Below are 16,305 nucleotides of genomic sequence, written 5' to 3'. Positions count from 1 at the left end.
CAATAGTGATGCGACATTTTCGCGCCACGGCAGAGTGATGCTGCATCCCCAGGAGTTGTCTTCGTCACACATCGGCGCCGTGCTTGCACAGGCGTATGGCGTGCAGGTGAGCCATGTCATGCAACGGCCCGCCGGCGCCGACGCCGGCGCGACGGTGTACCAGCTGACCGCTGTGGACGGTGCGCGCTGGTGGTTGAAGTGCCGCCGCTATGCGGTGGCCGATGGGGTCTGGAACGTGCTGCGGCATCTGCGCGCCGCGCGCGGGCTCGACGAGGTGATCGCCCCGCAACCGGCGCTTGACGGTGCGCCCGCGGTGCTGGCCGAGGGCCTGCAGTGGACCCTGTTCGCGTATGTCGACGGCCAGTCCGGATTCGAAGAAGCGCTGTCGCAGGCGCAGTGGCAGCGGCTGGGGCAGGTGTTGCGTCGCGTGCACGACACCCACTTGCCGGCCGCGCTGGCCGCCGGGCTGGCACAGCCGGAGTTCGATGACGATACGGCGGTGGAGCGGGTCGGCGCATGGCTGCAGCGCGGCGACGCGCTGTGGCCGATGCCCGATGCGCTGGCCGAGGACTACCGGCGTGCGTGGCGGCAGCACCGCGAGCAGATAGACGGAGTCTGGCGCCGCTGCGTCGCGCTGCGCGAGCGCCTGTGCGGCCCGTGCGGGACGCGCGGGCTCTGCCATGGCGACCTGCATGCGGGCAACCTGTTGCTGCGCAGCGATGGCGCGCTGGCGCTGATCGATTGGGACGACATGGTGCTGGCGCCGCGCGAGCGCGACCTGATGTTCGTCGGGGCCGGGGTCGGCGGTCGCTGGGGCCGCGATGATCCGCCGGGTTTCCAGCAGGGATACGGCGCCGTGGCGCTGGATCCGGTACGGTTGGCGTACTACCGCCACTGGCGCGTGCTGCACGACCTGCAGGAATTCCACGACCTGATGCTGGAACCGGGCGCCGCGACGCGGCCGCCCAGCCAGCGCCGGCAGGCGCTGCGTTACATGGACGATCAGTTCGCGCCCGGCAATGTGATTGATGCCGCCGCACGCAGCTGGTCGGCGGCGGCTGCAATGGCGTCCTGAGCCGTCGGCGCTCGGCTACTCGCCCGGCTTGGCCGCAGCGGTGGCAGCCTCGGAGGCCGCGCGCCGCACCAGTACCGCTTCACGGTGGGCGATGTAGGCATTGGCGGCCAGGATGATGCCGGCCCCGATCACCGTCCAGCGGTCCAGGGTCTCATTGAACAGCAGCCAGCCCAGCAGGCTGACCAGTGGCAGCTGCATGAAGCTGATCGGGGTCAGCGCGGACACTTCACCCAGCCGCAGCGCACGCGTCCACAGCAGCTGGCCCAGGGTGCCCAGCAGGCCGGTCGCGGCCAGCCAGGCCCATCCCGTGGCGTTCGGCCAGACCCAGCCGAACAGCGCCGGTACCAGTGACATCGGCACCCAGAACACATACGTGTAGAACACCACGGTGTCGGCGCCGTCCACGCGCGTGAGCTGCTTGATCTGGATCGCGACCAGCGAACTCAGGACCGCTGCCAGCACCGCCACCAGCAGGCCGGGACTGAACGACGCGGCGCCCGGGCGCACGATGATCAGGACGCCGATGAAGCCGAAGATCACCGCGGCCCAGCGGCGCATGCGCACGGTTTCGCCCAGGAACAGCACGGCGGCGATGGTGACGAACAGCGGCGTGGAGTACGACAGCGAGATCGCCTGCGAGATCGGCAGGTGGCCGATGGCCCAGAACGCGCACAGCATCGAGGCCAGCCCGATCAGGCTGCGCACGAAATAGCGCGGCAGCTGCCGGGTGCGGAACGGCGAGCTGCCCGGGCGCAGCAGGAACGGCAGCAGCGCGAGCAGGCCGAACGCGTTGCGGAAGAACGCCACTTCCTGGGTGGGCACGTGGCCGGACGCGTAGCGGATCGCGATCGCCATCAGCCCGAAGGCCATCGTGCTGCCAAGCATCAGCAGCGCCGCACGCATCGGCGTCGGCGCGGGCAGGGCGAGCGGTGGGGTCACCACTGCGCGCCGATCAGGCGCGGCTCCGGTTCGATCGGCACGCCGAACTTTTCCAGCACCGACGCGGAGATGCGCCGCGCCAGCGCCAGCAGCTCGGCGCCACTGGCCGAACCGTGGTTGACCAGCACCAGCGCATGCTGCGCGGAGACGCCCGCATCGCCTTCACGGAACCCCTTCCAACCGCAGGCCTCGATCATCCACCCGGCCGACAGCTTGCGCCGGTCGTCGCGGTCGGCCGGATACACCGGCAGATCGGGGAACTGCTGCAGCAGCACCTCCACCTGTTCCAGCGGCAGCACCGGATTCTTGAAGAAGCTGCCGGCATTGCCCAGCACATCCGGATCCGGCAGCTTGCGCCGGCGGATCGCGATGACTGCATTGGCAACGTCGGCGGCGACCGGCAGTTCCACGCCCATGGCCTGCATTTCCTCGGCGATGCCGGCGTAGCCCAGGCGCAGGTCATGCAGCAATGGCAGGCGCAGTTCGATCGAAGTGATCAGGTAGCGGTCCGGCTCGCGCTTGAACACGCTGTCGCGGTAACCGAACGCGCAGGCTTCGTTATCCAGGCGGACCCACTGGTTGGTGGCACGGTCCCACGCATCCACGGCCTGGATGAACTCATCGACCTGCACGCCATAGGCACCGATGTTCTGGATCGGCGAGGCCCCGACGGTGCCGGGAATGAGCGCCAGGTTTTCCAGGCCCGACAGACCGTTCTGCAACGACCACATCACCAGCCCATGCCAGTTCACACCGGCGCCGGCGCGCACCACCGTGTGGTCTGCGCGATGTTCCAGTTCCTCGATGGTGCGGTTGGCGAACACCAGCACCGTGCCGGGCACGTTGTCGGCCAGCAGCACGTTGCTGCCACTGCCCAGGACCAGCAGCGGTGTGCCGGCGACCTGGGGCAGGGCGAGCACCTCGGGCAGCAGGGAGGGCTCGTGCAGTTCCAGCAGCTGTTCGGCGCTGGCGTCGACGTGGAAGGTATTGAGCGCCTTCAGCGAGGCGTTTTCGGTCAGCGACCAGGCAGGCATTGCAGTACTCATAGGGGGGCCACGGCGCCGCGGCTGGGGGCTTCGCGACGACGGCGGATGGCCTCGACGCAGTCATGCACCAGCGCCGGGCCCTGGAAGATCAGGCCGCTGTAGCACTGCACCAGGGCAGCGCCGGCGGCCATCTTGGCCACCGCATCGGCACCGGACTGGATGCCGCCGACGCCGATCAGCGGCATGGATTCGGGCAGGCGCGCGCGCAGGCGGCGCAGCACCAGGGTGGATTGGCCGAGCAGCGGCGCACCGGACAGGCCGCCGGCTTCGCTGGCCCGTGGGTCGCCCGCGACCGCGCTGCGGTCGATGGTGGTGTTGGTGGCGATCACGCCGTCGACCTGCAGTTCGCCCAGCACGCGCGCGGCGGCGTCGATGTCGCGGTCGCTCAGGTCCGGCGCGACCTTGACCAGCATCGGCACGCGCTTTCCATGCTGCGCCGCCAACGCTTCCTGGCTGTCGCGGAGCTGCGAGACAAGCTGGCGCAACGCGGTTTCCTCCTGCAGCTCGCGCAGGCCAGCGGTATTGGGCGAGGAGATGTTGACGGTGATGTAATCAGCCAGCGGGTACACCTTCTGCAGGCAATGCTGGTAATCGTCGAACGCCTGCTCGTTGGGGGTGTCCTTGTTCTTGCCGATGTTGATGCCGAGCAGGCCATTGCGGCGCTGCGCCCGCTCGACATTGCGCACCAGCGCATCCACGCCCAGGTTGTTGAAGCCCATGCGGTTGATGATGGCCTGGTGGGCCGGCAGGCGGAACAGGCGTGGCTTCGGATTGCCTTCCTGCGCGCGCGGGGTGATGGTGCCGATTTCCACGAAACCGAAGCCCAGCGCGAACAGCGCATCGATGTGCTCGCCGTTCTTGTCCAGGCCGGCGGCCAGGCCGACCGGGTTCGGGAAGCGCAGCCCCAGGGCGGTGGTCGGCAAGGGGGCTGGGCGGCGCGCCAGCAGCGGCGTGGTGCCGGAACGGTAGGCGAGTTCCAGCGCACTCAGGCCCAGGCCGTGGGCGCGTTCGGCGTCCAGGGAAAACAGGAAGGGTCGGGCAAGCGAGTACATGGCGTCCAGTCAGTCCAGCGTGCCGACGAAGGCACGGGTGTGATATTCGAAAGCGATCCTGCCGTCCACCGCATGCGCGTCGAACAGCTGCTGCAGCGCCTCCAGCATCGGCGCATGGCGGGGATGGCCCGGCGGCGGCGCATACGACGACGACAGCAGGCGGCCGCGCAGGCCCTCCGCGTCCATGTACTGCGTGTTGGGGAACTGCGCGACACCGCGCAGCCCGCTGCCGAACCACGCGCGCATGGTGTCATCGTCCTGGTAGCGCTCGGCGACCTCGGTGTAGTCGGTACCGAACTCCAGCAGCAACTGCTCGTAGCCGACCAGGAACGGCGAAGCATCGAGCAGGCGCGAATTCCAGAACACCAGCGCCAGGCCGCCCGGCTGCAGGATCCGCGCCCATTCGCGACGCACTGCGGTGGTGTCGAACCAGTGGAAGGCCTGCGCCGCACTGACCAGGCCGACGCTGTCGTCGGCCAGCGTGGTCGCCTCGGCGGTGCCGTCCACCAGCTTCAGGCGCAGGTACTCCTGGCCCAGCAGCGCTTCGGCGGCCTCACGCATCGGCGCATTGGGTTCCACCGCGATCACCGGGTGCCCACTGGCCAGGAACAGCCGGGTGGAAATACCGGTGCCGGCGCCGATGTCGGCCACCAGCGTTCCGGTGGACACGCCGATCTCGCGATGCAGCCAGTCCAGCAGCGCCGGGGGGTAATCGGGCCGGTAGCGGACGTAATCGGCTACGCGGTTGCTGAAACGTCCGGTGGGGTCCGAACCGCTCATGGGCACCTCACGACTGCAGGGAAACGAACCAGGCCAGGCCACCGAAGAACATCACGATGGCCAGCAGCGCCAGCAGGCTGCCGATCACCACCACCCAGCCCATGATCAGGCCGGCCAGTGCCAGACCATCGCCTTCCAGTTCCAGCGGCCGACGGCGGATCTCGGCGCGGGCCATGTGCCCGGTAATGATGGCCACGACGCTGCCCAGGAACGGCAGGGCGGTCCAGCCCAGGATCCCGGCGATCAGGCTGATCAGCGCCATCGGGCTGGTTTGACGGGGCGGAAGGCTCATGTGGCTCCTGGGGACGGGGGAGGACAGGTGAATGATAGGGCCAGTGCCGGGTTTATCCCATCAAGACCTGGCCGCCGTCGACATTCAAGGTGTGGCCGGTGATCCAGCGTGCCAGCGGCGAACACAGGAACAAGGCCGCGTCGGCGACCTCCTGCGGCTGCCCGAAGCGCCCGAACGGGATCTTGGCCAGGGTGCCGTGGTAGAGCGCGGGATCGTCGCTGCGGCGGCGTGCCCACAGGCCGTCCTCGAATTCGATCGAGCCCGGGGCAATGGCGTTGACCCGGATCCGGTGCGGGGCCACGGCCAGCGCCTGCGAGGTGGTGTAGTGCATCAGCGCGGCCTTGGCCGCACCGTAGGGGGCCGCGCCCGGGCGCGGCTGCTGCGCGGCGATGGAGGCCAGGTTGAGGATGCAGGCGTCGGCGGACTGTTGCAGCCAGGGCAGGGCCAGCCGCGAGGCCCGCACCGCCGCCATCAGGTCCACGCCCAGGCTGGCCTCCCAGCCGGCCTCGTCGTCGGACATGCCATAGCCGGTGGCATTGTTGACCAGGACGTCGATGCCGCCCAGCGCCTCGGCGGCACCGGCCAGCCAGCGGCCGATGTCGTCCACCCGCGCGAGGTCGGCGACCTCGGTATGCACGGCAAGCCCGAGCGCGGCAGCGTCATCACGCAATGCCGCCAGCCCGGTTTCGCCGCGGGCGCACACCGAGACCGCAGCGCCAGCGCCGGCAAAGGCCAGCGCCATGGCGCGGCCGATGCCCTTGCTGCCGCCGGCGACCAGCACCCGGCGACCCGAAAAGTCCAGGACGCGGCGGCCATCGGCCGTCTCCGGTAGGTGCCGACCGTTGGTCGGCACGCTCTGGCTCGCGCCCGTCACAGGTCGAACTTGATGCCCTGGGCCAGCGGCAGCGAGTCGGAGTAGTTGATGGTGTTGGTCTGGCGGCGCATGTAGACCTTCCATGCATCCGAACCGGACTCGCGGCCGCCGCCGGTATCCTTCTCACCGCCGAACGCGCCACCGATCTCCGCACCGGAGGTGCCGATGTTGACGTTGGCGATGCCGCAGTCCGAACCGGCCGCCGACAGGAAGCGCTCGGCCGCCTTCAGGTTCTGGGTGAAGATCGACGAGGACAGGCCCTGCGGCACGCCGTTCTGCATGTCGATGGCTTCGTCCAGGGTGCTGTACTTCATCACGTACAGGATCGGCGCGAAGGTTTCGTGCTGCACCACTTCATCGCTGTTCTTCAGCCCGGTCACGATGGCCGGCAGCACGAAGTTGCCAGCGCGGTCGATGCGCGTGCCGCCGGTTTCGACGGTGCCGCCGCTGGCCTTGGCCTTCTCGATGGAGGCCAGGAACTGCTGCACGGCGCCGTCGCCGTTGAGCGGGCCCATCAGGTTGGCCGGGTCGGTCGGGTCGCCGATCTTGCCTTCGACCTGCTTGTAGGCCTTGATCAGCGTGGCCAGCACGTCGTCATGGATCGATTCGTGCACGATCAGCCGGCGCGTGGTGGTGCAGCGCTGGCCGGCGGTACCGACCGCACCGAACACGATGCCGGGGATGGCCAGCTTCAGGTCGGCGGTTTCGTCGAGGATGATCGCGTTGTTGCCGCCCAGTTCCAGCAGGCAGCGGCCGAGGCGGTGCGCCACCTTTTCCGCGACCGTGCGGCCGACCTGGGTCGAACCGGTGAAGCTGATCAGCGGCACGCGCTTGTCGGCCACCATCTTTTCCGACAGCGCGGTGCCGGCATCGTTGATCAGGAAGAAGATGTCCGGGAAGCCGGCGCCGCGCAGCGCCTCGTTGCAGATCTTCATCGAGGCGATCGCGGTCAGCGGCGTCTTGTTGGACGGCTTCCACAGGCACACGTCACCGCAGATCGCGGCCAGGAACGAATTCCATGCCCACACCGCGACCGGGAAGTTGAACGCACTGATGATGCCGACCAGGCCCAGCGGCTGGTACTGCTCGTACATGCGGTGGCCGGGGCGTTCCGAATGCATGGTGTAGCCGTACAGCATGCGGCTCTGGCCCACGGCGAAGTCGGCGATGTCGATCATCTCCTGCACTTCGCCGTCGCCTTCCGGCTTGCTCTTGCCCATTTCCAGCGCGACCAGCGAACCCAGCGCATCCTTGTGCGCGCGCAGTGCTTCGCCGCACAGGCGCACGGCTTCGCCGCGGCGCGGGGCCGGGGTAGTGCGCCACACCGTGAAGGCTTCCTGGGCGCGGGCGACGATGGTCTCGTAGTCGGCGTCGGTGGTGGCGTACACCTGGGCGATGGCCTCACCGGTGGTCGGATTGACCGGGGTGATCACGCCGGCGTCGGTGGCCTTGGACCACTCCCCGTTGCCGAGATAGGTGCCAGCGTTGGTCGCGTCGAGGCCAAGCGCCTTGAGCAGGTCAGAGGACATGCAAACTCCTGTTGCGAATCAAAAAAGGGCGCAGCCGCTGGCAGGGTGGGGGGCGGCGTGCAGAACGACGATTCTAACCCGTCGCCGTCCGCCGGTACCGACCCACGCTCGGCACCCGCCGCGGTTGCGCCTCATCTGCCGGATCGCCTTCCCGGTAGCGCCCGACCGTTGGTCGGGCCACCCAACCCGGTAGAATGGCCACCATTGTTCGCCCCCAGGAATCTGAATGAACGTTACCGTTGCAGAAGGCGTCGTCGTTGGGAACCGTCTCCCGTTCGTGCTGTTCGGCGGCCTGAATGTGCTCGAAGACCTCGATTCGACCCTGCATGCGGCCGAGCACTTCACCACGGTGACCCGCAAGCTGGGCATTCCGTACGTGTTCAAGGCCTCGTTCGACAAGGCCAACCGCTCCTCGATCAAATCATTCCGTGGCGTCGGCCTGGACGAAGGGCTGCGCATCTTCGAAGAGGTCAAGCGCCGCTTCGGCATTCCGGTGATCACCGACGTGCATGAAGTGGCGCAGGCCGCGCCGGTCGCCGAAGTGGTCGACGTGCTGCAGATTCCGGCGTTCCTGGCCCGCCAGACCGACCTGGTGGTGGCCATCGCCGAAACCGGCCGTGCGGTCAACATCAAGAAGCCGCAGTTCCTGAGCCCCACGCAGATCAAGCACATCGTGTCCAAGATCCGCGAAGCCGGCAACGAGAACATCATTCTGTGCGAGCGCGGTTCGCAGTTCGGCTACGACAACCTGGTCGTGGACATGCTGGGCTTCCGCGAGATGATTGAATCCACCGGCGGCCTGCCGGCGATCTTCGACGTCACCCACAGCCTGCAGCGCCGCGACGCCGGCAGCGAAGCCTCCGGCGGCCGCCGCCGCCAGGTGGCCGAACTGGCCCGCTCGGGCATGGCGCTGGGCCTGGCCGGCCTGTTCCTGGAAGCGCACCGCGACCCCGACCACGCCCGCTGCGATGGCCCGAGCGCCTTGCCGCTGAGCGCGCTGGAACCGTTCCTGGCCCAGATCAAGGCCGTGGACGAGCTGGTCAAGGGCTTCGCGGAGCTGGATATCCGCTGAGTCTGCCCACCTTGCGGCGGGATCGGCCTTGGTCCCGTCGCTGAATGTGGGTATCCTTCACAGCTGCCCGCATGCAATGTGCGGGCGGCCAGCGGCAAAGGCAGCATGCCTCCACCGCACATCGGCCCCGTAGCTCAGCTGGATAGAGCGTCCCCCTCCTAAGGGGAAGGTCGCCCGTTCGAATCGGGCCGGGGTCACCAAATTCAATGACTTCCGATGAGTTCGTAAGTCTTAATATGCCATTGCATTTGGCATGGCCCCTGTGTGGGTTCTTGGACTGACGCGAGACGGCACCAGCAGCCTGACAACATACGATGGCGCTCAGACGCGAGTCATCGAACAACTTAGCGTTGCCGTTCCATGCAATGCATGAGTGCGCGATGGCCGAATCATCGAATCCGCGCCACATCTCCCGCTCCTGGAGGCGGAGGTTTGACATGGCGGGTGCTGAGGACGTGTTCTCAAATAGGGTGAGCCACTTCAATGGCCTCAGCCGCATGATTGGCTCTTCTGAGCCCCGAGGTGCAGGTGCGTCCGTTTGCTTGGAAGATGGCACCGCCGCGGGTCTACGCGGCATTGGCGCTGCGCCCCTGCCCGTATACGATTTCGAACTTGACGCCGAACTTAGCCCCAAGTTGGGCCGCTGCCTTGCTGTGTCCATTGTCTGAGCGGTCCTGAACATGAATTCTGACAGTCCCAAGCTCAGGTCTGCCTTCCATGCCTGTAATTCCGGGAATGATTTTCTTGGCCTCCTTCAATGAATTCTCTACGATCGCTCTGAACTCGGCCTTATCGTAGGGATACCCTTCCTCGAACTCCACACGTACGGTTGCACCTTCGCCGGACATTCGCTGAGTGGGAATGATCTGTGGGCCTTTAAGCCCGACGACGATATGCTGGTCTGGAAACTGCTCAACAGAGATGAATGTAAGGCGGGCCTTGTAGCGTTCACGCAGCGACTCGACATACTGGTTAATAGCGTCGTTGGCCTCAATTCTCTTGCCTGCCTCTTCTTTCGTTACGCCGAATTCTTGAGCGAATGCAGCTACTGCGATTTCAGCTTCGCTGGATGTTGCTTCGGGAGTAGATAGAGTCGCGGTGCTTTGCGCTAATGCTGCCAGCAACAGCAAAGTGCTTATCGACATAAAAATTATCCTGGAAGTCGTTTGTGGCCATCACTGGTCACCATCGAACGCTAACATTGTGCAACGCCTCTCGGGTTATAGCGCGCGCAGTCCTTGACTTTACTGGGACGAGCGTCACGCATTGGCAGGGGACCTTGAATGTGCGCGTCGAGTACTGGGGCAAACAGCAGAATCGCTGCATTGCTGAGCGCGTCACCTAGAAGGGTCGGGCCAGTCGATTGCGCCAACCGGGCCGATGTTTATGAGCTATCTCGACTGCGGCTCGAGACGTTCAATAAAGCGGCGACCGGCTCCAGCAGCTCTTCCCGATTGTTCCGGGGCGTGTTGACCGACCGGCTCACTCGATAGGCCTCCATCGACGTCGGGTATTGCTGACTATGACGGCGACGAATTGTCCGGCGGGGACGGGCCGTTCGACATCCGTCGGGACACCGCTGAAGCGGAACTGGTGAGTGGGGCAGATTAGGGATGTTCATCGAGGGTGAATCGGATGTCCGCTTCTGGCCGGAAGCGGACCTCTCCGCTCGTTGTGGCCTTCACGCAATTGGGAGGCCTATGCCCAGGCATGGGCGTGGGCCGCCACTTTGGGGCGTTTCTGGGGTAGGGCTTGGCACACAGTTGGCACAGTGGCGAGCAAATTTCTTGCGCCCTATAGAAGGGTCGTCCCCCTCCTAAGGGGAAGGTCGCCCGTTCGAATCGGGCTGGGGTCACCATCGATGGACCCACCATCGAAAACACGCCGTGCACGCGTTCCTCGCCGTGGTTTGACGAGGAAGCTGTCACCGTGGCTGCAACACCACCGTTGCAGGAACCACTCCATGGCACTTGTCGCCACCTCCCTTGAATTCCCGTGGCAGCCCACGGCGCACGTGCCAGCTCCGGAGCCCGAACCTGCTGCGCCGGAGCCGCCGGTAGAGGCACCGCCACCGTCCGAGCCGCCGGTGACGGAGCCGCCGGGTGAGGTTCCGCCGGAGCGTGATCCGCAGCCGGAGCGTCCGCCGATCGAGGCACCGGTGCCACCGAACCCGCGCTGACATGACTGGAGCAATGCCGCACACAGTGCGGCTTTTCTTTGTTCGTTCCCTTCGCCTCGCGAGATGTGACGACGTTGTCTGCGCCTAAAACACGTCGCGAAAACATGGCGTTTCCACGGTCAACACATCGCTTAACGCTGTCGTTGGAAGGTCACGCCGACTTCATTGCAACTGCGGAAAAGTGGATTCACCCCGACACGGGTCACCACAGAATTTTTCCCAGGAGTAGAAATCAGTGAGCACCGAATCCAAGACCGCGCACACCCTCAACGACCTCATCGAGATCGCCCGTGATGGCAAGGACTTCTACACCGAAGCTGCCACTAACGTGAAGGATGCCGAGCTGTCGCAGTTGTTCACCCGCATTGCCGCCGTCAAGGCCGATATCGTTTCCGCGCTGAGCAGCACTGTGGCCGCTACCGGTGCGAAGCCGGCCGAGCACGGCACCATGGTCGGCTCGATGCAGCAGTTCTACGGCAAGGTTCGCGCCACCTTGGGCGACACGCAGTACGGCTATGTTGCCGAGCTGGAGGAATCCGAGGATCGCCTGCTGAAGGCATTCCGCGACGCCCTCACCGACAACGACACCCCGCCGGCCGCCCGCGCTGAAGTCACCCGCCTGCTGCCGCAGGTGGAAGAGACCCATAACGTGATGCGCAACCGCAAGCACGCCATGAAGTCGTAATGGCTCCGGCGGCGCCAGCCGCCTTGCCATAATGCAGGCGCCCCGGTTCAGCCGGGGCGTCTGCGTTTGCGGAAAGGTGGGTCCAGACCCCGCCGTACGGCCACCCCGGATATGGTGCATACTCGAACACACGTACCGCTGGGATTGCTCATGGAACACATGCGTTGGCTCACGCTTCGCCTCGGCAACAACCAGTCCATTGGACCCCAGGTGTTGTTGAACCTGTGGTCGAACGCATGCGAGACGAACCAGTCCTCGGTCACCCGTGACATGCAGGGTGGGCGTTCCACCGCCTATGCGCTGCATGCACCTACCTCATTGGCGTATCCCAAGCGGGCAGAGCTGCGCATGCGCAAGCTGCTGGAAGAAGCCGGCTATACCTTCACCATGGGCTCCCTGGCCGACCGCCCGGCACCTCAGCCGGTTCGTTTCCGCTGAGCTGGATCGACCACGCGTAGGCACAGCGTTTACCGGGCAATCGGCAACACGCGCCGCATGATGCGTACCGGCACGCCGGTGCGATGGGTCTGCCGCTCCAGCGGCTCCCACCCCAACCGTGCATACAGTCCCCCATCGTCGTGCTCGGTCTGCAGGAACACTTCGCGCACGCCATAGCCGCGCGCTTTCTGCATGAGGGCTTCGATCATCGCGCTGGCCAGGTCGCGGCCCCGGTGTTGCGGGGTGACGAACACACCGCCCAGCCAATGCAGCCGTTCAGGATGCTCGGTCCGCTCGTGGAATTTCAGCTGCGCGGCGGCGATGGGTACGTCGTTCTGCATGGCCATCAGCAGCATTGGCAGCTCGTTGTCGTGCAGGAACACCTCGAGGCGCTGCTGTTCGTCATCGTAGGTGTGCCCTGGAACACGCGCACCCCAGGTATCGAAATACCAGCGGGCAACGGTCGGCAGCAGGTGCGGAGCCTGGCTCAGCGTGAGGTATGTCATCGAGTACTCCCTGTACAGAACGTCGGTACGTCCGGCGCGACACCCTCTTATACCACCCACCCCTCGGCCCCTTGCCGTGACGCGTTGCAGGTTTCTGCAACCGCGCGCAGACTTGCGCGCATGTCTTCACCTGCTTTCAACGTTCGCCAGTATGGGCGCGATTCCAGCGTCGATCGCCACGCGTTCGCGCAGTGGGTGCTGCCGGTGCGCGGTGAACTGGCATTCGAGCTGGAAGGGCGGGGCGCACGGCTGGATCTGCTGCAGGGGGCCTTCGTCGCGCCACTGGCGGGGCACGCCCAGGCCGCCGGCGATGACGATCGTTTCCTGATCGTCGACTGTCCGGCCGACATGTTCGATGACGACACCCTTGAGCGCCTTCAACGACAGCCCGTATTGGCGCTTCCAGCCCAGGTGCGGCGGATGGCGCAGCGGGTGGGCACGGTACCGGACGAATGTGTCGAGGCCGACGTGGTGGCGCTGGAGCTGCCTGCGCTGCTGGAGGCGTTTTCTCTGGCCGGCAGCGCTACCCGCCTGCAGGCAGTGTGCGCGCGCATCGAGGCGGCCCCCGGGCAGGCGTGGCCGGTTGAGCGCATTGCCAACGAGGTAGGGGTCAGTACCAGTCGCGTGCATGCGTTGTTCCAGCGGGCGTTCGGGCTCAGTCCGCAGGGCTGGCTGAGCGGCAGCCGGCTGCGCTGGGCGCGGGGGCGATTGGTCGATAGCGACGCGCCCATCGCGTCCATCGCCCAGCACGCCGGTTACTCCGAACAGAGCGCGCTGACCCGTGCGCTGCGACGCGAATGGGGCATGACACCGGCCGACTACCGACGCCGCCACCGGTCCGCGCAGTAGCCTGGGTCAAGATCGACGGTGGCTTCCCACCTACACTGGCGCGGACTTTCCTTTGCCGGGTGCAGGGCGTAGATGAATCGTTCGATGGGCGTGGGCATCGCCAACGGCATTGCCGCCGGCGCGCTGTGGGGCGTGGTGTTCCTGGCGCCGGCCGTGTTGAGCCAGTTCAGCCCGGTGCAGCTGTCGGCCGGGCGCTACCTGGTCTATGGCCTGATTGCCGTGGTGTTGCTGGCGCCGCGCTGGCGCCAACTGCACCAGCGCATCGGCGCGCCGGAATGGCGCGGACTGCTGTGGCTGAGCCTGGCCGGCAACCTGGTGTATTTCGTGCTGCTGGCCAAGGCCGTGCAGTGGGCTGGTGGCGCGGCCGCCTCGCTGATCGTGGGGCTGATCCCGGTGGTGGTGACCGTGGTCGGCGCGCGCGAACAGGGCGCGGTGCCGTTGCGCCAGCTGGCGCCCGCGCTGGGCCTGTGCCTGCTCGGGGTGGCGCTGGTCGGCTATGAGGCGCTGCAGTCCGAGCATGCGCAGGGGTCGACCCAGCAACGCCTGCTGGGCCTGCTGTGCGCGGTCGGCGCGCTGTTCTCCTGGGCGCTGTACTCGATCGGCAACAGCCGCTGGCTGGCGCGACGTCCGGACCTGTCCGGGCACGACTGGTCGCTGTTGACCGGGGTCACCACCGGCGCACTGGCACTGCTGCTGGTGCCCAGTGCGTTCGTGCTGTCCAGCACGGTGCATGCCGCCGGCGCGTGGATGTGGTTCTGGGTCGTCAGCGCCGGCGTGGCGATAGTGGCGTCGGTGGTCGGCAACGCCTGCTGGAACCGCGCCAGCCGCAGCCTGCCGTTGACCATGACCGGGCAGATGATCGTGTTCGAAACCCTGTTCGCACTGTTGTACGGCTTCGCCTGGCAGCAGCGCTGGCCCACCCATATGGAAGTCGTGGCCATCGTCTGCCTGGTGTCGGGGGTGCTGCTGTGCGCCCACGCCCACCGTCCTCCGCGCGCGGTGGCCCAGCACGTCGGCTGAGTGTCGGCTGCGGCACGTTGGTCACATCCGCAACCTTTTTTGCCGACGATGCGGACCGTTCGCGGTGAATGCCGTTTTGCGGTGCAGCACTTGACAAGCGTATGGCCGGCGTAGTTTTCTTGGCCCATGGTCCTTGCCGCCGCCACCGTCCCGCTTAGCACCACCGCCGTCAACGGCGGCAGTGCCCGTGCGCGCCTGGCCCTCGGCACCACCACCATTACCACCGTCACCACTCGCCTGGTGCGGCCCGTCGTCTTCGCGTAATTTCCGAAAACAACGGCCCCGCACCAGACCAGGTTGCGGGGAATCTCCTTCAGCCTGGATGTCGCGGGGCCTCGAATCGAGGTCAGTATGTCCCACGTTGCCGCTTCACCCGACGCCGCTCCCTCCGATGCCGCTGCAGCGGCAGGCGCGTCCTCCGCCCTGCGTGCCGCTACGGCGACCGTGGTGCACAAGTTCGGGGGTACCTCGGTCGCCGATGCCGACCGCTACCGCCATGTAGCGCAGCTGCTGCTGGCCCGCGACGAGGCGGTGCAGGTCACCGTGGTGTCGGCGATGAAGGGGGTGACCGATGCGTTGATCGCCCTGGCCGGTGCGGCCGCGGACAACGCGCCGCAGTGGCGCGAGGACTGGCATGCGCTGCGTGCGCGCCATCGCGGTGCGGCGGTGTCGTTGCTGGGCGAGCATGCCGGCGACACGGTGGAATGGCTGGACGCACGTTTCGACCAGCTGGCCGAAGTGCTGGCGGCGCTGGCGGTGATCGGCGAACTGCCGGCCGAAGTGCTGGACCGCGTGCAGGGCCTGGGCGAAGTGTATTCGGCGCACCTGCTCGGCCACTACCTGCACAGCCGGGGCGAAGCGTGCTCGGTGCTGGATGCGCGCGATGTGCTGGTGGTCGATCGCGGCGAACTCGGGGTGGACGTGGACTGGGTGCAGAGCGCGCAGCGCCTGGCCAGCTGGCGCGAGGCTAATGCCGCCGCGCGGGTGGTGGCAACCGGATTCGTCGCACGCGACCGGCGCGGCCGCGTGACCACGCTCGGGCGCAACGGCAGCGACTACTCCGGGGCGATCTTCGCCGCGCTGTTCGACGCCGACGAACTGCACATCTGGACCGATGTGGACGGGGTGCTTTCGGCCGATCCGCGGGTGGTGCCCGAAGCGGTGCAGCTGGAGGCACTGAGCTATGACGAGGCCTGCGAACTGGCCTATTTCGGCGCCAAGGTGGTACATCCGCAGACGATGTCGCCGGCCATCGAACGTGGCCTGCCGATCATCATCCGCAATACCTTCCATCCCGATCATCCCGGCACCCGCATCACCGCCGAGCGCACCGCGTCGGGTCCGATCAAGGGGCTTACGCTCAGCGCCGAACTGGCCCTGCTCAATCTGGAAGGCACCGGCCTGATCGGTGTGCCGGGCACGGCCGAGCGCGTGTTCGCGGCGCTGCGCAACGCACATGTGTCGGTGGTGATGATTTCGCAGGGCTCGTCCGAACACTCGATCTGCTGCGTGGTGCGCCAGGCCGAAGCCGGGCGTGCGCGCGATGCCCTGCTGCAGGCCTTCGCGCATGAACTCGGGCTGGGCCAGGTGCAGCGGGTCCAGCTCACCGACAACGTCAGCGTGCTGGCCGCAGTGGGCGACGGCATGGCCGGGCAGCCCGGGGTGGCCGCGCGCCTGTTCGAATCGCTGGGGCGCGCGCAGGTGAACATCCTGGCGATCGCACAGGGCTCGTCCGAGCGCAACATCTCGGTGGCGGTGGACAGCCGCCATGCGACCAAGGCGCTGCGTGCCGCACACGCAGGCTTCTGGCTGTCGCCGCAGACCTTCTCGGTCGGCGTGATCGGCCCGGGCAACGTCGGCGCCGCGCTGCTGGACCAGTTGCTGGCCGCGCAGCCGACCTTGCTGACCCGCGCCAATGTCGACCTGCGGCTGCGCGCGGTGGCGTCGCGCAGCCGCATGCACCTGGACG

17 protein-coding genes and 1 tRNA gene are annotated in these 16,305 nt (G+C 66.8%); 9 read left to right on the top strand and 9 right to left on the bottom strand.

Annotation, left to right across the window (positions count from 1 at the left end; all coding sequences use genetic code 11):
- Positions 1 to 118 precede the first annotated feature (118 nt).
- The gene (locus RWO33_RS03290; RefSeq protein ID WP_314101961.1) at positions 119 to 1,075 is read left to right on the top strand and encodes an aminoglycoside phosphotransferase family protein; all 957 of its coding nucleotides are present in this window, start codon (positions 119 to 121) and stop codon (positions 1,073 to 1,075) included.
- Between the two features lie 15 nt (positions 1,076 to 1,090).
- Here the strand turns inward: RWO33_RS03290 and RWO33_RS03285 are convergent, their stop codons facing one another.
- From RWO33_RS03285 to RWO33_RS03255, 7 genes are read right to left on the bottom strand one after another with little or no spacing between them, the layout of a single operon-like run.
- Positions 1,091 to 1,978 carry a DMT family transporter gene (locus RWO33_RS03285; protein ID WP_314102025.1) on the bottom strand — a complete coding sequence of 296 codons (888 nt, stop codon included), beginning with the start codon at positions 1,976 to 1,978 and terminating at the stop codon, positions 1,091 to 1,093.
- 32 nt (positions 1,979 to 2,010) lie between these two features.
- Positions 2,011 to 3,060 (bottom strand): UDP-N-acetylmuramate dehydrogenase, encoded by a 1,050-nt coding sequence (gene murB / locus RWO33_RS03280; RefSeq protein WP_314101959.1) that lies wholly within the window; start codon positions 3,058 to 3,060, stop codon positions 2,011 to 2,013.
- On the bottom strand, positions 3,057 to 4,112 hold the full coding sequence (locus tag RWO33_RS03275; protein ID WP_145477844.1) for a quinone-dependent dihydroorotate dehydrogenase: 1,056 nt from the start codon (positions 4,110 to 4,112) through the stop codon (positions 3,057 to 3,059). Before RWO33_RS03275 ends, murB begins: the two co-directional genes overlap by 4 nt.
- A gap of 9 nt (positions 4,113 to 4,121) precedes the next feature.
- Positions 4,122 to 4,892 carry a class I SAM-dependent methyltransferase gene (locus RWO33_RS03270; RefSeq protein WP_145477843.1) on the bottom strand — a complete coding sequence of 257 codons (771 nt, stop codon included), beginning with the start codon at positions 4,890 to 4,892 and terminating at the stop codon, positions 4,122 to 4,124.
- Between the two features lie 7 nt (positions 4,893 to 4,899).
- Entirely contained in the window at positions 4,900 to 5,184 is a 285-nt protein-coding gene (locus RWO33_RS03265) for a DUF4190 domain-containing protein (protein WP_145477842.1), read from the bottom strand.
- A 52-nt stretch (positions 5,185 to 5,236) separates the two neighbouring features.
- On the bottom strand, positions 5,237 to 6,037 hold the full coding sequence (locus tag RWO33_RS03260; RefSeq protein WP_314102022.1) for an SDR family oxidoreductase: 801 nt from the start codon (positions 6,035 to 6,037) through the stop codon (positions 5,237 to 5,239).
- A 17-nt stretch (positions 6,038 to 6,054) separates the two neighbouring features.
- Positions 6,055 to 7,587, bottom strand: a complete 1,533-nt coding sequence (locus tag RWO33_RS03255; RefSeq protein WP_314101955.1) for an aldehyde dehydrogenase family protein — start codon at positions 7,585 to 7,587, stop codon at positions 6,055 to 6,057.
- 226 nt (positions 7,588 to 7,813) lie between these two features.
- Between RWO33_RS03255 and kdsA the strand changes: the two genes are divergently transcribed.
- Positions 7,814 to 8,659, top strand: a complete 846-nt coding sequence (kdsA, locus tag RWO33_RS03250; RefSeq protein ID WP_145477839.1) for a 3-deoxy-8-phosphooctulonate synthase — start codon at positions 7,814 to 7,816, stop codon at positions 8,657 to 8,659.
- Positions 8,660 to 8,782: 123 nt separating this feature from the next.
- Positions 8,783 to 8,859, top strand: a tRNA-Arg gene (locus RWO33_RS03245).
- Positions 8,860 to 9,225: 366 nt separating this feature from the next.
- Here RWO33_RS03245 and RWO33_RS03240 read toward each other — a convergent pair.
- A complete protein-coding gene (locus tag RWO33_RS03240; protein ID WP_314101953.1) occupies positions 9,226 to 9,804 on the bottom strand; it encodes a hypothetical protein in 579 nt (192 codons plus the stop codon).
- Between the two features lie 818 nt (positions 9,805 to 10,622).
- Here RWO33_RS03240 and RWO33_RS03235 point away from each other — a divergent pair.
- The 3 genes from RWO33_RS03235 (at position 10,623) to RWO33_RS03225 (ending at position 11,961) form a co-directional block, all read left to right on the top strand.
- Entirely contained in the window at positions 10,623 to 10,838 is a 216-nt protein-coding gene (locus RWO33_RS03235) for a hypothetical protein (RefSeq protein WP_314101951.1), read from the top strand.
- A gap of 235 nt (positions 10,839 to 11,073) precedes the next feature.
- The gene (locus RWO33_RS03230; RefSeq protein WP_314101949.1) at positions 11,074 to 11,523 is read left to right on the top strand and encodes a PA2169 family four-helix-bundle protein; all 450 of its coding nucleotides are present in this window, start codon (positions 11,074 to 11,076) and stop codon (positions 11,521 to 11,523) included.
- A gap of 150 nt (positions 11,524 to 11,673) precedes the next feature.
- Positions 11,674 to 11,961 (top strand): hypothetical protein, encoded by a 288-nt coding sequence (locus RWO33_RS03225; protein ID WP_145477833.1) that lies wholly within the window; start codon positions 11,674 to 11,676, stop codon positions 11,959 to 11,961.
- Between the two features lie 29 nt (positions 11,962 to 11,990).
- Here the strand turns inward: RWO33_RS03225 and RWO33_RS03220 are convergent, their stop codons facing one another.
- Positions 11,991 to 12,467 (bottom strand): GNAT family N-acetyltransferase, encoded by a 477-nt coding sequence (locus tag RWO33_RS03220; RefSeq protein WP_314101946.1) that lies wholly within the window; start codon positions 12,465 to 12,467, stop codon positions 11,991 to 11,993.
- Positions 12,468 to 12,587: 120 nt separating this feature from the next.
- On the opposite strand from RWO33_RS03220, the gene RWO33_RS03215 reads away from it, so the two are divergent.
- The 3 genes from RWO33_RS03215 to RWO33_RS03205 form a co-directional block, all read left to right on the top strand.
- Entirely contained in the window at positions 12,588 to 13,316 is a 729-nt protein-coding gene (locus RWO33_RS03215; protein ID WP_314101944.1) for an AraC family transcriptional regulator, read from the top strand.
- Positions 13,317 to 13,388: 72 nt separating this feature from the next.
- Positions 13,389 to 14,336, top strand: coding sequence for a DMT family transporter (locus RWO33_RS03210; protein ID WP_314101942.1), 948 nt, complete (start codon positions 13,389 to 13,391; stop codon positions 14,334 to 14,336).
- A gap of 447 nt (positions 14,337 to 14,783) precedes the next feature.
- Positions 14,784 to 16,305: aspartate kinase (locus RWO33_RS03205; protein WP_314102020.1), on the top strand; the 1,522-nt coding region annotated here is incomplete at its 3' end.

Origin of the sequence: uncultured Stenotrophomonas sp., from assembly GCF_963519925.1 — a bacterium.
Taxonomy (GTDB): domain Bacteria; phylum Pseudomonadota; class Gammaproteobacteria; order Xanthomonadales; family Xanthomonadaceae; genus Stenotrophomonas; species Stenotrophomonas maltophilia_AE.
The sequence above is the reverse complement of the archived record's forward strand: the minus strand, read 5'-3'. Positions and strand labels throughout refer to the sequence as shown.

Bases quoted from the DNA above. Each gene is read 5' to 3' on its own strand.
- RWO33_RS03290 (WP_314101961.1), top strand. From the start codon at position 119: ATGCAACGGCCCGCCGGCGCCGACGCCGGCGCGACGGTGTACCAGCTG.
- RWO33_RS03285 (WP_314102025.1), bottom strand. From the start codon at position 1,978: ATGCGTGCGGCGCTGCTGATGCTTGGCAGCACGATGGCCTTCGGGCTG.
- murB (WP_314101959.1), bottom strand. From the start codon at position 3,060: ATGAGTACTGCAATGCCTGCCTGGTCGCTGACCGAAAACGCCTCGCTG.
- RWO33_RS03275 (WP_145477844.1), bottom strand. From the start codon at position 4,112: ATGTACTCGCTTGCCCGACCCTTCCTGTTTTCCCTGGACGCCGAACGC.
- RWO33_RS03270 (WP_145477843.1), bottom strand. From the start codon at position 4,892: ATGAGCGGTTCGGACCCCACCGGACGTTTCAGCAACCGCGTAGCCGAT.
- RWO33_RS03265 (WP_145477842.1), bottom strand. From the start codon at position 5,184: ATGAGCCTTCCGCCCCGTCAAACCAGCCCGATGGCGCTGATCAGCCTG.
- RWO33_RS03255 (WP_314101955.1), bottom strand. From the start codon at position 7,587: ATGTCCTCTGACCTGCTCAAGGCGCTTGGCCTCGACGCGACCAACGCT.
- kdsA (WP_145477839.1), top strand. From the start codon at position 7,814: ATGAACGTTACCGTTGCAGAAGGCGTCGTCGTTGGGAACCGTCTCCCG.
- RWO33_RS03240 (WP_314101953.1), bottom strand. From the start codon at position 9,804: ATGTCGATAAGCACTTTGCTGTTGCTGGCAGCATTAGCGCAAAGCACC.
- RWO33_RS03235 (WP_314101951.1), top strand. From the start codon at position 10,623: ATGGCACTTGTCGCCACCTCCCTTGAATTCCCGTGGCAGCCCACGGCG.
- RWO33_RS03225 (WP_145477833.1), top strand. From the start codon at position 11,674: ATGGAACACATGCGTTGGCTCACGCTTCGCCTCGGCAACAACCAGTCC.
- RWO33_RS03220 (WP_314101946.1), bottom strand. From the start codon at position 12,467: ATGACATACCTCACGCTGAGCCAGGCTCCGCACCTGCTGCCGACCGTT.
- RWO33_RS03215 (WP_314101944.1), top strand. From the start codon at position 12,588: ATGTCTTCACCTGCTTTCAACGTTCGCCAGTATGGGCGCGATTCCAGC.
- RWO33_RS03210 (WP_314101942.1), top strand. From the start codon at position 13,389: ATGAATCGTTCGATGGGCGTGGGCATCGCCAACGGCATTGCCGCCGGC.